10 protein-coding genes and 3 pseudogenes are annotated in these 12,792 nt (G+C 55.8%); 5 read left to right on the forward strand and 8 right to left on the reverse strand.

All coding sequences use genetic code 11. From position 1 onward, the window contains the following. Positions 1-83: 83 nt before the first annotated feature. Positions 84-713: an Hsp20/alpha crystallin family protein gene (locus B2P82_RS10275; protein WP_051602737.1), complete on the reverse strand. Its 630-nt coding sequence runs from the start codon at positions 711-713 to the stop codon at positions 84-86. A gap of 38 nt (positions 714-751) precedes the next feature. Between B2P82_RS10275 and B2P82_RS17120 the strand changes: the two genes are divergently transcribed. Further along, complete coding sequence (locus tag B2P82_RS17120; RefSeq protein ID WP_290957987.1) at positions 752-1,015, forward strand: YbhB/YbcL family Raf kinase inhibitor-like protein; 264 nt, start codon at positions 752-754, stop codon at positions 1,013-1,015. A 387-nt stretch (positions 1,016-1,402) separates the two neighbouring features. On the opposite strand, the gene B2P82_RS10280 is transcribed toward B2P82_RS17120, so the two are convergent. From B2P82_RS10280 to B2P82_RS10300, 5 genes and pseudogenes are all read right to left on the reverse strand, one after another. Further along, positions 1,403-1,822, reverse strand: coding sequence for a PaaI family thioesterase (locus tag B2P82_RS10280; RefSeq protein ID WP_034766464.1), 420 nt, complete (start codon positions 1,820-1,822; stop codon positions 1,403-1,405). Further along, complete coding sequence (locus tag B2P82_RS10285; protein ID WP_034766463.1) at positions 1,819-2,688, reverse strand: alpha/beta fold hydrolase; 870 nt, start codon at positions 2,686-2,688, stop codon at positions 1,819-1,821. The genes B2P82_RS10280 and B2P82_RS10285 overlap by 4 nt, the downstream gene beginning before the upstream one ends. 234 nt (positions 2,689-2,922) lie before the next feature. Continuing rightward, positions 2,923-3,141 carry a hypothetical protein gene (locus tag B2P82_RS10290; RefSeq protein ID WP_035552743.1) on the reverse strand — a complete coding sequence of 73 codons (219 nt, stop codon included), beginning with the start codon at positions 3,139-3,141 and terminating at the stop codon, positions 2,923-2,925. A 332-nt stretch (positions 3,142-3,473) separates the two neighbouring features. Beyond that, positions 3,474-5,936, reverse strand: a complete 2,463-nt coding sequence (locus B2P82_RS10295; RefSeq protein ID WP_051602738.1) for a TonB-dependent receptor — start codon at positions 5,934-5,936, stop codon at positions 3,474-3,476. Between the two features lie 256 nt (positions 5,937-6,192). Next, positions 6,193-6,504 (reverse strand): annotated as a pseudogene (locus B2P82_RS10300) (integrase core domain-containing protein); the annotation flags it as partial. Positions 6,505-6,638: 134 nt separating this feature from the next. Here B2P82_RS10300 and B2P82_RS10305 point away from each other — a divergent pair. Continuing rightward, positions 6,639-7,911: pseudogene (locus B2P82_RS10305) on the forward strand (IS110 family RNA-guided transposase). A 368-nt stretch (positions 7,912-8,279) separates the two neighbouring features. Next, on the forward strand, positions 8,280-9,539 hold the full coding sequence (locus B2P82_RS10310) for an IS110 family RNA-guided transposase (protein ID WP_035551926.1): 1,260 nt from the start codon (positions 8,280-8,282) through the stop codon (positions 9,537-9,539). A gap of 252 nt (positions 9,540-9,791) precedes the next feature. Here B2P82_RS10310 and B2P82_RS10315 read toward each other — a convergent pair. Together B2P82_RS10315 and B2P82_RS10320 are read right to left on the reverse strand one after the other, a co-directional pair. Continuing rightward, positions 9,792-10,358, reverse strand: a pseudogene (locus B2P82_RS10315) (IS3 family transposase); the annotation flags it as partial. A gap of 3 nt (positions 10,359-10,361) precedes the next feature. Beyond that, positions 10,362-11,624: a cytochrome P450 gene (locus tag B2P82_RS10320; protein WP_035551931.1), complete on the reverse strand. Its 1,263-nt coding sequence runs from the start codon at positions 11,622-11,624 to the stop codon at positions 10,362-10,364. Between the two features lie 179 nt (positions 11,625-11,803). Here B2P82_RS10320 and B2P82_RS10325 point away from each other — a divergent pair, with 179 nt between their 5' ends. Both B2P82_RS10325 and B2P82_RS10330 read left to right on the forward strand, forming a co-directional pair. Continuing rightward, a complete protein-coding gene (locus tag B2P82_RS10325) occupies positions 11,804-12,544 on the forward strand; it encodes a FadR/GntR family transcriptional regulator (RefSeq protein ID WP_034766458.1) in 741 nt (246 codons plus the stop codon). Positions 12,545-12,587: 43 nt separating this feature from the next. Further along, positions 12,588-12,792: nitronate monooxygenase (locus B2P82_RS10330; protein ID WP_290496963.1), on the forward strand; the 205-nt coding region annotated here is incomplete at its 3' end.

Here is a 12,792-nt window from a genome sequence, read left to right on the forward strand (position 1 = left end):
GATTTTTCGGGGAGCAGGTCACAGGAAACAACAGAGTGCTCGCAGCGCCCTATCTCTCACTTATGTTTTTACGGTACACTGATTTATTCCGTTACCAGCCTCGCCGCCCTGAGCCCGCGCACAGCGTGCTCAAAAAATCGGGACGCTTCACAGGTTAAGGGCGTTGGATATGAAGCATCCCGGCACCAACCGCGGCAATGTGACTTGCCCAGCGATGCAAAGGCAGGACCCCGAGAGAGACTGGAAGCCCTCAACGCGCTGTCCTTTTTGAACTTGCCAGCTTGGGAATTTCGACATGCAGCGCGCCCTTGCGCTTGTTGGGCCTTGACCTTGCTGGTGTCAACACCGGACGGGAGCGCGATCGAGCGTTCGAATGTGCCAAACGATCTTTCGACAAGCCGGTAGCTCTTGGTCTTTTCGTCCCTCTCCGGTTTCTTTTCCCCGCGGATCGTCAGCCGGCTGTCGGTCACATTGACCTCGATATTCTTTTCATCCACCCTGGGAAGCTCGGCGGCGACTTCGATCAGACCATCACATTCCTTGACTTCCAGACGCGGCCAGACCTCCTGCATTCCGACCGGACGGCGGAAACCTGCGCCGCTGAAACTGTCGAAAAGACGGTCGATTTCACTCTGCAGGAATGAAAAAGGATCGCGCGCCGGGCAGCCATGTGTTTTTCCTTTAATGACTCCAAAGGCATTATTTGACCGCAAGCCCGCCGCCCTCTTGAGAATTCGCAACGGTTCCGGCCATGAGTTCACTTTTTGTCTGTATCACGCCGATCCGGCACAGTGGAGCGCTGCAGCGCGCCCGGCGTTGCAAGGAAGAGAAGAAGTGGGTGAACGCGTCTGAAATTCAGAACGGTGGAGAAATTCCAATACCCTATTCCTGTGAGGGACGCAACGTTTCTCCACCTCTTAGCCGGGGCGATGTGCCGGTGAACGTAAAGAGCTTCATTGTGCATTGTCAGGATCTAGCCCGGCGGTGCTCAATTGCCGGACGCTCTTTCTCATGACTTGCAAATGATCTACAGGCCGACCTCGCATGGTTCGCAATGGAAAAACGCCGAAAGATTCTGCCGACATCTCAAGAATTGCCATGGTGGTCAGGTCCAACTTGCCGCTGGATTTTAACGTCAGAGCCTGACCACCGAACCCAAGCGCGTCAATCGAAGCCGAGACTAACTCAAATACCAGGCCACTTTTACGGAGGCAGCCCCCACGCAATCAAATAGATGTCCCTCATGCCCCCAATTCCACGGAAACCGCTTCTACACAGACCACCCGCCCCGGCCTCATACGTAAAGCCGGTCGGCTCAGGGGCAACCTGACCTTCTGACTCTGGCCCCTACACCCCGAGACCAGAATTAAAATTACGCAATGCAAGAATATCATGCAAACCTTCATGCACGCCCCGGCATCAGGTAGGCGCCGCGCCCGCTCGAAAGCAGCGCTCCGCTGGCGTTCATGACAGAGGCTTCGGCGACGGAAAGAGTTGCACCCAGACGGACAATTCTTCCCATCATGCTTAGCGTTCCTGGCGTGGCAGGTTTGTGATAGTCAACTCGCAAGTCCGCCGTCGCAGCAGGCGTGTTCCCTGCGGCGAGCAGGGCATAAAATCCTGTGAGATCAATCAGCGCGGCAATGACACCGCCATGGGCAGATTGTATTCGCGGATTGGAAACCAGCTCCTCACGCCAGGGCATTTGCAGTATCAGCTTGTCCTTGTCTGTGCTGATCGCCTTCAGCCCAAGCCAGCGATGGAAGGGGGCCGCATCGAGTGCGGCCTGTATCTGATTAACATTGAGCATGGAGGTGCTCATGCAGGGGTCTGCTCTCGAATCGGACGAAGAAAGGACACGACTGCTTCGACAAATAAATCGTTGCAATCTCCTGCCACCATATGTCTGGCCCCAGCGACGTCAGTGAAATGTGCCCTCGGTGCCAAGGAACGAAACGCCGCGACGGAGTCTTCTGTAACCAGCTCGCTCATACGTCCACGGATGAGATGAAGCGGTACGCGGATGTTCCGAACCGCCTGCTCCAGCTCACTGGTGCGAGCAACCCCAGAGCGACGCGTGACGCCGGTGATAAAGGCAGGGTCCCAGTGCCATCGCCAACGCCCGTCTTCGCCTTGCCGCAGATTCTTACGCAGCCCTTCAAGGTCTTTCGGCCGGGGCCGATGCGGCAAATAGGTGGCAACCACATCAGCGGCCTGTTCCAACGAAGCAAAGCCTTCCTTAACATGCGCGCCCATAAAGCCGACAACTTTGGTGACGCCGGCGGCGTCCATGTTCGGCGTGATATCGACCAGAGTAACCGATTCAAACGCATCGCGCGCAAACATGCCTGCGGCAACTATGGCTGCAAGTCCTCCAAGCGAAGCACCGACTACATGCGGCCGCGGCCTTCCAACCGCGACGCTTTCACCAACCTCTACAAGGTCTCGAGCGATAGCTCCGAGAGAGTAATCACCGTCTGGAGCCCAGTCGCTTTCACCATGCCCGCGAAGATCTAAGATTATTGAGCGATATCCTTCAAATGCCACCGCCTTCGCGGCAGCGCTCCAAGCATGACGAGTTTGTCCTCCGCCATGGGCAAAAATGACCGGAGGGGCAGCGGGATCGCCAACCGAACTGTGCGCCAGCTTCAGCCCCTGCGCATGGAGATATCCATCACAATCGTACAAAAGATCCGTCCACTATAAACTCTTTTACTTATTCCTTTATTAAGTTACCTTACAATCATTGTAAATGGAGAAACCCGTCAAGTTGCCCACGCGGTCGCGCGCATCTGGCTTCATATGAGATCCCGCAATCGATTTCAGCTTCCTTTTTGGTGAAGTGAGCCGACTATCGCGCCGGGCGTACGATCAGGAAATGGAAGCTATCGCCCTCACGCGATCACGGTGGCAGGCGCCTGGTTAAATGATCAGACTGGAATGCCCCAGATCCAGCTTACCGAAGTGCACGATATTAAGCGTCCACATGTTGGGATACTGATCAATCAATTCGATTGATCGGGCCATGTCTCGCGTGAGCGAGATTACCGTGATCGTCGAGCGTGGCGAATTGTCCCAACCGGATTTGCGATCCAGCGCGCAAAGGAGTTTGTGCGATCCGCCGAGCGGCTTGCAGCTCAAGACTTTAACCCTGTTATTGATCCTAGTCCTGGCTTCAGCAGCGGTTTTACTTTCGACAGTTAGCGAGAATCTGAAGTCATGAACTCCTCATCAGCGAGGCTCTGATCCCATCCAGATGAAAGTTCGCTGGCAGGCCAACGCCCATCCTTATGGGCTTCCGGCCCGCGCCTCCTGTCTCTACAAAATCTCTGGAAATGGCTTGCGGAGCGCTACAATATTCAGCAACCACTCCGCAAGCAACAGCTGGAACTTCGCGCTTCCCTCCCCTATGAGATTGGCTCTTGCACCTTGGCTCCTCAAGTCAGGCTAAGCTGACATTGCCTCAAAGTGCTCTAAAACCGAACACGAGCGGTTGCGCCAAAGGTCAGGGGCGGTGACAAGAAAGCACCAACAGCTGTTCCCGGAGCTGTTTGCGTGGCAGCGGTACCTTGAAGCGGCGTATCGAAAGCAAGTTCGTAATAGTCCTCATCAAACAGGTTCTGCGCCCACAGTTCCAACTCGAAGGGAGAGTTGTCACTGTAGAATGACATTCTTGCATTTACCACAACCAGCTCTTCAACCTCCTTGAGCGGATCGAGGTTCGAACCTGTATTATACTTTGAAGTGAACCGGCTCGATACATTGAAGCGCGCATCCCAGTCGCTGATGAACGAGGTTTCATAGGTTGCGGCCAACGTACCCGACCAACGGGGCGCAAATGAAATTGTGCTTCCCGGCAAGCGCGGCGGCGCGAAAAAGTCTACCGCTTCGAAATCATCATACTGGGTTTCCGCATAGACAAGACCGCCCTGCAGTGTCAGCCCTTCAAGCTGTTCAGGCAGGTATCGGACATCGAACTCAGCACCCTTGGAAATCACACCGGGAACAGATGTCACGATGAAGCTCGTACCGGTAAACGTGTTGAGCTGAAAGTCGCTATACTCCTGATAGAAAATCGCGCCGTTGAAGAACAAGCTATTTGCCGCATTGTTGGTCTTAAAGCCGACCTCATACGCATCAACAGTTTCGGGATCAAATCTGGTATCCAGGTTGGGCTGAAATGGCGTGGGATCTGAGGGACCAAACTGGCTGCGATCAAGGTTGAAACCACCGGCCTTGTAACCGCGCGAATAGGACGCGTATGACATCAGATTCTCACTGACCCGATATGCCCCCTTTACTGTACCTGATAAATCCTCGTCAGAGCGATCCTGCGTGGCGCTCACACCCACAAAGTTGTCGTTTGTCCAAGGCAAGCAAAGCGTTGGTGTCAATCCACCTGTAGGGCCAAATACGGCCAAGGCTGTGGTACAGCTACCCGCTTCGCCATTAAAATTGGACTCCAGCGTCTTCTCATCAATCGTATAACGAAGACCGACCGTGAGGTCGAACTGATCGCTCAAGCTGAACGTATTGTTCGTGAAGATGGCGTATGTATCCGCAGTTTGTTCATAAACGTCTGCGGTTGCATTTGCCTCGCCCGTATAGATATTACCTGGCAGCGAAGACAGATCAAACGCACCACCACTCGCACCGAGCAGCAATTGCTGAAAGTAGAAAAAGTAATCATTGCCGTAAGTAATGAAATCTGTACGATCAAGAGTTTCATTCGCGTAAAACACACCCACCTGCCAGTCGACGTTATCGGTCGCGCCCGCGAGTCGTAACTCTTGGCTGAATGTGGCAAAAGCGTCCCTGGACGTTTCGTCATCTCGATACCAAAGATCGGCGGCACTAAAATCTGTATCCTGACCCGAGCCGTTTTCCCAATCGCGATAGGATGTGATTGACGTCAATTCACCGAGGCCGGACTGCCACTCGATATTCGCTGACACACCCCAGTCCTCGGTCGTCTGCGTGGCGTCGCGGTTCGCAAAGGCGACGCGGTCGAACGGATCGATCGGAAAAGCAGAGGCCCCGTCACCGCCAGCCAGCAGCGTGATCAGCGGGCCCCTGGCCGGGTCCACCGCGATATAGTCACCCATGCAACAATCTTCTTCCCGATCAGTATAGTCAGCAGAGAGAAGAATCTCGAGGTCGCTGGAGGGCTCAAAACGAAGCTGACCTCGAACGGAGTAGAAGTCATACTGACTCGTTTCGTCCTCGGTACGTGGACCGTTACCGGTCTTTACGTCCAAAAGACCGCCGCGCTCTTCGTATACTCCGAACAGGCGACCGCTCACCGTCTTAGAAAGCGGTCCGGTGACTTCTGCAGACGTGCGAAGGAAACCTTCGTTGCCGATCCCGACCTCGAAGATCGACTCTAACTCGTCAGACGGTTTCTTCGTGATGACATTTATGACGCCCGCAGAGGTCGACTTGCCAAACAAGGTTCCCTGCGGCCCCTTTAGTACTTCGATTCGCTCGATCTCGCCGAGATCGCCGAAGGAAACGCCGTTCCTGGCGCGCGGAACCCCGTCGATAACGACGCCTACTGAGCTTTCGAGACCGGGATTGTCACCAACCGTGCCAATGCCACGAATCCGCGCCGTAGTATTTGCTTGCTTTGACGAAGAAGTTACAAGCAGGCCCGGCGTCACGACCGTCAGGTCCTTGATATCCTGAACGCCAGCATCGCTGAGAAGCTCTCCGGACAAGGCGGTCACGACAATTGGCACATCCTGCAAGCTCTGCTCGCGCTTTTGCGCTGTAACTGTGATTGCACCCAATCGACGTGTGGCCTCCACATTTTCCGCCGCGGATGCAGCAGCACCTTGCTCGTCCACCTCAACTTGCGCATGAGCACCGGCGGCAAACAGCAAAACCGCCAAAGATACCGAAACAGTTGTCTTCGACACCGCGTTGAAATAATACACCTAGTTTCCTCCTTATGTTTATATAATACTGTATGATATGATACTTATCTGCAATGTGAATATTCTTTTTTCCCCCTGACAGAGATCGTCGACGGGTGATGCAAATTTGCAATAGAGGTTATGGCTTGTCCAATCGGACTGGCCCAACCGAAAAGTTAGTTCCGGCTTCAGCTGACACGCTTGGGATCGGTGGTCCGGCCCTGGGGTTAATATCCAGCGGCAATGACGTGCTTGGTCTGGTGGTCCGGCCTTGGCGTTAAAATCCAGTGGCGATTTTGACCTTGCCACCATGGCATAGGCCGGCGTTACGGGCAAACTCGTCGGGAGATTGCCCATTGTGAGCCATGTGAAGCCGGCTCTCATTGGAGTCGCGCCTCCACGCCTCGATCAGCCGCCTTGCCTCGGCCAAGGAGGCGAACCAGTTGATGTTGAGGCACTCGTCCCGGAGCGATCCATTGAAGCTTTCGACGAAGCCATTCTGCTGCGGCTTGCCGGGGCGCGAGAAGTCCATTCTGACCTTGTAATGATATGCCCAGAGGTCCACGATCTGGCCGGTAAATTCACTGCCATAGCACATTGGGAACCGATGTTCCGGAGGTCGTGACCGCCTGCTTGTTTCTCACATGCAGGCGGGCGGTCATGACCGAGCCTTCAGGTCTCTTACAGTGGTTTTGCCGACCACAACTGAAGAGGAGACCGGCCATGACCAAGACGCACCATAAGACAGGGCAACCCGTTCTGGTAGCGATTGATATCGCAAAGCATCGCAATGAAGTTCTGATCGCTGTCCCAGGGAGGCGACGCCGCAAACGCCTCACAGTTCGTAACGTGCGGGAAGATATCGACAGATTTGTCGAGACGCTCACCGCCTTTGGCGTGCCGGTTCAGGTCGGATTTGAGCCGACGGGCGACTACCATCGGCCGCTGGCGTGGCGGCTCCATCAGGCGGGGTTTGAGTTGAAGCTCATTTCTTCGCTGTCGCTGGCACGCACGCGCGAGGCGATGCACAACTCATGGGACAAGAACGATCCGAAGGATGCGCAGGTGATGCTGCATATGATGCAGACTGGGCTAACCCAGATCTGGCATGACCCGCTCGTGCACGGCGTGAACGACATTCAGGAGTTGTCGAAGACACATGCCGTCATATCGCAAACCAAGACGGAGTTCTGGCATCGTTTGAGAACACACTACTTGCCACTCTACTTTCCCGAGGCTGAGCGCTTCATGGGCAACTCGCGCAGCGATTGGTTTCTCGCCTTCCTCGAACAGTTCCCCACGCCGGGATCGATCACGTGCATGTCCGAAGATGCTTTTATCGAAGCGGCCTGGGGTGTTGTCGGCAAGAAGGCATCAATAGCTCGGTTGCTCGCTGATATATACGCCACAGCCGCTGATTCCATTGGCCTGCCGGTCGATCCGGAGACGCCAGCGATCCGCATGTTTTGTCTCGTTCTCGGTCAGGGAAGGCATCTGATTGCCCAACGTGATCAGATCGAACAGCAAGCCAGCGACCTGCTTGGAACACATCCGGACTTCGTACGCTTGAGGACCATCCCAGGCATCGGGCCGATCAACGCGCTCACCATCCTGGCTGAGGCCGGGGACCTGCGCCGCTTCGGGCATCACCGGCAGTTTCTTAAGTTTTGCGGATTCAACCTTTCGACTCAGCAGTCAGGCATATTCCGAGGACAGACCAAACTCTCCAAGTTTGGAAATGCCAGGCTGAGACGGACATTCTGGATGGCGGGACAGGTCGCCATTCGGCAGCGCGAGAACGGCTTCCGCGACAAGTATGAAAGATACATCGCCAGAGATCACAGCGATCCGCACCTGAAGCGCAAGGCACTCACTTCCGTTGCCGCAACGATCGCACGCACCGCACATTCGGTCATCAAGACCGAGACAGATTACCGCCCCTTCTTCGAAGGACGCGGTCCCAGGCGGAAGGACCCCGCTCTGCAAGTGCCGTTGAGGCATGCATCGTCACGACCTCGTAGATAATGTTCGGGTCTTCTGCCTGGGTATTCGGATCTCGTCTTAAGGACGGTGAGGGCCGCAATCCAGCGTACCCTGTATTTGCTATGGAAGAACTGATTCCTTGACGACAGAAGACGCCTGGGTGATTTTACGAACGAGCGGGACGCAGGTTCGCCGTCACGCATCAACGACCTGTTGGCTCATTCCAGCTTTCGTTCTTTTCATAGGACGTAGCACATTCGGAACCAAGGCAGGTCATGGCCGCCTGCGGCGCATTCCGCACGCAGGCAGGAGGCCATGACCGGGCCGCAGGACCTCTTACAGTGGTTATTCCAACCACCACCGAAGAGGAGCAGACCGGCCATGGCCAGGATTCATTCTATCGCACAGGATGCTGTGCTCGTCGCGATCGACATTTCCAAGAAGCGCAATGATGTTCTGATACAGATGCCTGGGTCGCCTCGACGGCGGCGTCTTGTTGTGCTCAACCAGCGCGCAGAGCACGACCGCTTTATTCAACGGCTGAAGGCTTTCGACCGTCCGGTTGTTACGGGGTTTGAGGCAACCGGTAATTATCATCGGGCACTGGCCTGGAGACTGGTCGATGCCGGCATCAAGACACGCCTGATCTCTTCCATGGCACTCGCTCGCCAGCGCGAAGCCATCCACAACGGATGGGACAAGAATGATCCGAAGGATGCCCAGGTTATCCTGCATATGCTGGCGACAGGTCTCAGCCAGGTCTATCTGGATCCCTTGGTCGCCGGCCTCGCAGATATCCAGGAGCTCTCGAAGACGCATGAGGCCGTGTCGAGAGCAAGGACGCAGACCATTCACCGGATCCTGACGCACTATCTGCCACTCTATTTTCCCGAGATCGAGAAGTTCCTGGGAAGCTCCAGGCGCGACTGGTTCTTCGCCCTGCTCGAGACGTTCCCGCCCCCGGCATCGATCACGGCCTTGTCTCCAGAAGCCTTCTCAGCCGCCGCCTGGGACATTGTTGGCAAGAAGGTTTCAAAGGCCAGGTTGATCGTGGACATCTGTGAAACCGCAAAAGAATCAATCGGGTTGCCGGTTCCGGTCGACAGCAGGGCCATCGCGATGTTCCGCATGGTTCTGGCGGAGGCGCGCAGCCTGAACCGCCAGCGCAATACGATCGAAGCGGAAGCTGAAGCCCTTCTGGGCGGAACCCCTGACTTCGAGGCCCTCAAGCAAATCCCCGGCATCGGCCCGATCATCGCCCTGACCATTCTCGCTGAAGCCGGCGACCTGCGCCGGTTTGGTCATCATCGCCAGTTCCTGAAATTCTGCGGCCTGGACCTCTCAACGCATCAGTCCGGCACTTTCCGGGGACAGACGAAACTGTCGAAATACGGCAACGCACGGCTTCGCCGGGCGCTCTGGATGGCCGGCCTGGTCGCGATCCGCCAGAAGGAGAACAATTTCAGGGATAAATATACGCGCTATATCGCCAGGGATCCGGACAATCCCGATCTCCGGCGCAAAGCGCTCACTGCGGTTACCGCCAAGATGGCGCGCACAGCGCATGCCATCATCAAGAGCGGAAAAGCTTACCGCCCCTTCTACGAAGGGGCGGTACCGGGCGGGAGAATCTCTCTCTGATGCGCGCCGTTGAGGCGCCAGTCTATCGGCGACCTCGTAGATAATGTTCGGATCTTCCGCTCGGATCGGCATCCCGTGTTAAGGACGGTAAGGACCAGCGAACCTCACTCGCATGGATCCTGTGTTTGCTATGGCTGCGAGCTCTTCCAGTGCGGCGGAAGCCCACCCGGTAATTGACTTCAAGACCCGTATCTGGAAACTACGGGACGAGGCTTTGCGCCCGAAACCTGCCAAAAGTTCAGAATGTAGGACGTTGTCCGAACGTATGTACCCAGGCGGTCCATGCACGACGAACAGATCGCCCAGCGTGTCGAGGACATCGCGGGAGTTCAGCTTGCGCTCGACGCGGATGGTGAGGCATTCGCGAGTGAACTCATCAATGACGCACAGCATGCGGAAGACCTTCCCATCATGCGTGCGATCCTGGACGAAATCATAGGATCAGACATGCCCCTTGTGCATTGGTCTGATCCGAATGCAGGAGCCGTCACTCAACCAGAGACGGCCACGTTTCGGTTGTTTCATCGGGACCTTCAGCCCTTCACGCCGCCAGATGTGATAGACGCGCTTCTCGCTCACATGCCAGCCACCCCGTCTCAGCAGGGCCGTAATGCGACGATAGCCATACCGGCCGAACCATTCAGCCAGGGTGATGATGGCCGCTGTCAGCACATCCTCATCCTGACGCGGCACGCGCGGCTTGCGCTGGGTGGAACGATGCTGGCCGATTACGCGGCAAGCCCGACGCTCGGTTGCGCCGAATGTCTCCACCACATGATCGACCGCTTCGCGCTTGCGTGAAAGGCTCAGTGGTGTCCCCAGTCAGCGAGCGTGGAGCCGCACAGGCAGTTTCGTGATGCCTCGCACAAGGTTCGAAAACAGACGCTCGGGCTCGCCGGTCACTTCGACCTTCGCGAAACGCTTTTGGATCTCTTCCCAGATAATCCTAAGTTGCAGTTCTGCAAGCCTGTTGCCCATGCAGCGATGGATGCCATAGCCAAAGGACAGGTGATGACGTGGGTTCTTTCGGTCGATTATGAACTGGTCAGCATTCTCGATGACAGACTCATCCCGGTTGCCCGACAGATACCACATCACCACTTTATCACCTTTTTTGATCAGCTTACCGCCAATCTCGTAATCCTGGAGCGCAGTCCGGCGCATATGGGTCAGCGGAGTCTGCCAGCGGATAATCTCTGGCACCATGCTGGTGATCAGCGACGGATCCTCATTCAGCTTGCGATATTCTTCAGGGTTCTGATTAAGGGCGAGCACGCCGCCGCTGATCGAGTTCCGCGTAGTGTCGTTGCCGCCCACAATAAGCAGCAGCAAGTTGCCCAGAAACTCTAGGAAGGGCATGTCCCGCGTCGCCGGAGAATGCGCCATCATGGATATGAGGTCGTTCTTGGGGTCTTGGTTAATACGCTGATCCCAGAGCCCTTTGAAATACATCGCGCATTCAATCAGTTCTTTGCGCCTTGCCTCATAAGATTCGACGATACCGGTTTCAGGCGCGGCCGTTGCGATGTCGGACCAGCGAGTGAGTTTGCGCCGCTCTTCCCAAGGGAAGTCGAACAAGGTCGCAAGGGTCATTGTGGTCAACTCGACCGAGACTTTATTAACCCAGTCGATTTCCTCACCAACCGGCAGATCATCAAGTATCTTGCACGCACGCTCACGGATTGTCGGCTCGAGCAACTGCAAGTTTGACGGCGCGACTGCGGAGTTAACGGCCTTGCGTTGCTGATCGTGCTTGGGCGGATCCATGGCGATGAACATTTCAAGCTCAAGCGCACCTTCCCCCGCATGCATGTCCTGAATGGCAATTCCGCCGAGCTTCGCTTCCGACGAGAAGACTTTGTGATTGGTGTCAACGGCCATGATGTCGTCGAACTTGGTAACCGACCAGTATGGCCCGACTTTGCTCTCAGGACAGTAGTGGACTGGATCCTCTCTGCGCAATCGGTCGAAAAACAGGCCAATTGTATCTTTCTGAAAAAGGCTCGGCCGTGAAACATCGATTTGCTCGATCGGAATGGTCGCGATTTTTTCGGCCGTGTTCAGCTCAATTGTTTCTATACTCATGTTCTATCCTTCAGTCCGTACGCGAAAATAGCGCGCCACCTTCTGGCAAATTAGCGGCCCCGCAACATGCCACTTTTAAATATTATCATACATACTTGACGATTAGTTACAACCATGGAAGCTAAACGCTTGATTTGGCCGTTCATCAGATTAATTATGATAATATATTAGGTTCAAAGATGCAGCCCAGGGCCTATAACGCAAAGAAGGCAAAGCGTGCACTTTCGCTCGCACAAGACATCGTTCGCGACATTGAAGCTGGTGCACGCGTTGCGGGAGACCGGTTGCCACGCGAAGAAGAAATGCTCGCGCGGTACGAAGTCGCCAGAGCAACCTTGCGTGAAGCGCTCCGCTTCCTGGAGCTTCAGGGCGTAATCCACCTTCAATTGGGCCGTGGCGGGGGCCCGGTGGTTGCGCGCCCGCAGTCCGGTGATTTCGCAAATAGTCTTTCTCTCATCCTGCAATTCATGGAAGCAGACCTGAGGGGTCTGCTCGAACTGCGTGAAGCCATAGCGCCGGATGTTGCAGCCTATGCCGCCCAGCGCGCGACCACAGGCGACCTCAGCGCACTCGCCGATTGCCTTAAAGAGCTTGAGCGGAATGAGGCGGGAAGCCAGTTCGAGGAACTTAACCGTCGGTTTCACGACCTGCTCGGTTGGGCCAGCGGCAATCCGCTTTTCGGCCTTCTGACCTCCACCTTGCATTTACTGACCCGCGAATTTTCGCGCTCGCTCGGCTATTCCGCCCAGGAGCGCGCAGTCCAGTTGCGAATCCTGCGCCGCGTTCTGGAAGCGGTACGCACAGGTGATGCCCAGGAAGCGCGGCAGGCCATGGCCCGCCTTGTGTCAGGTTCGGCAAATTATTTAGCTGAACGAAGTCCTGATCTGGTTTCTCAAAAAGTGAGGTGGGGACAAATTTAGAAGACTTGCGAACCGCAATGTCTAAGACGGGAGAATAAATAACATGCCGCTACAAACGCGCATATGCGAAATTCTCGAGATCGAATATCCGATCTTTCTGGCCGGAATGGGCGGGGCAAGTGTCCCCGCGCTCGCGGCCGCGGTATCGAATGCAGGGGGGCTAGGCGTCCTCGGCGCCGCGGCGTGCTCGCCGGACCAGTTACGTAGCTGGATCCGTCAGACCCGCGAGATGACCGACAAGCCGTTCG

This window comes from Hyphomonas sp. UBA4494, from assembly GCF_002388935.1.
Classification (GTDB): domain Bacteria; phylum Pseudomonadota; class Alphaproteobacteria; order Caulobacterales; family Hyphomonadaceae; genus Hyphomonas.

Bases quoted from the DNA above. Each gene is read 5' to 3' on its own strand.
- B2P82_RS17120 (WP_290957987.1), top strand. From the start codon at position 752: ATGAGTTCACTTTTTGTCTGTATCACGCCGATCCGGCACAGTGGAGCG.
- B2P82_RS10280 (WP_034766464.1), bottom strand. From the start codon at position 1,822: ATGAGCACCTCCATGCTCAATGTTAATCAGATACAGGCCGCACTCGAT.
- B2P82_RS10310 (WP_035551926.1), top strand. From the start codon at position 8,280: ATGGCCAGGATTCATTCTATCGCACAGGATGCTGTGCTCGTCGCGATC.
- B2P82_RS10320 (WP_035551931.1), bottom strand. From the start codon at position 11,624: ATGAGTATAGAAACAATTGAGCTGAACACGGCCGAAAAAATCGCGACC.
- B2P82_RS10325 (WP_034766458.1), top strand. From the start codon at position 11,804: ATGCAGCCCAGGGCCTATAACGCAAAGAAGGCAAAGCGTGCACTTTCG.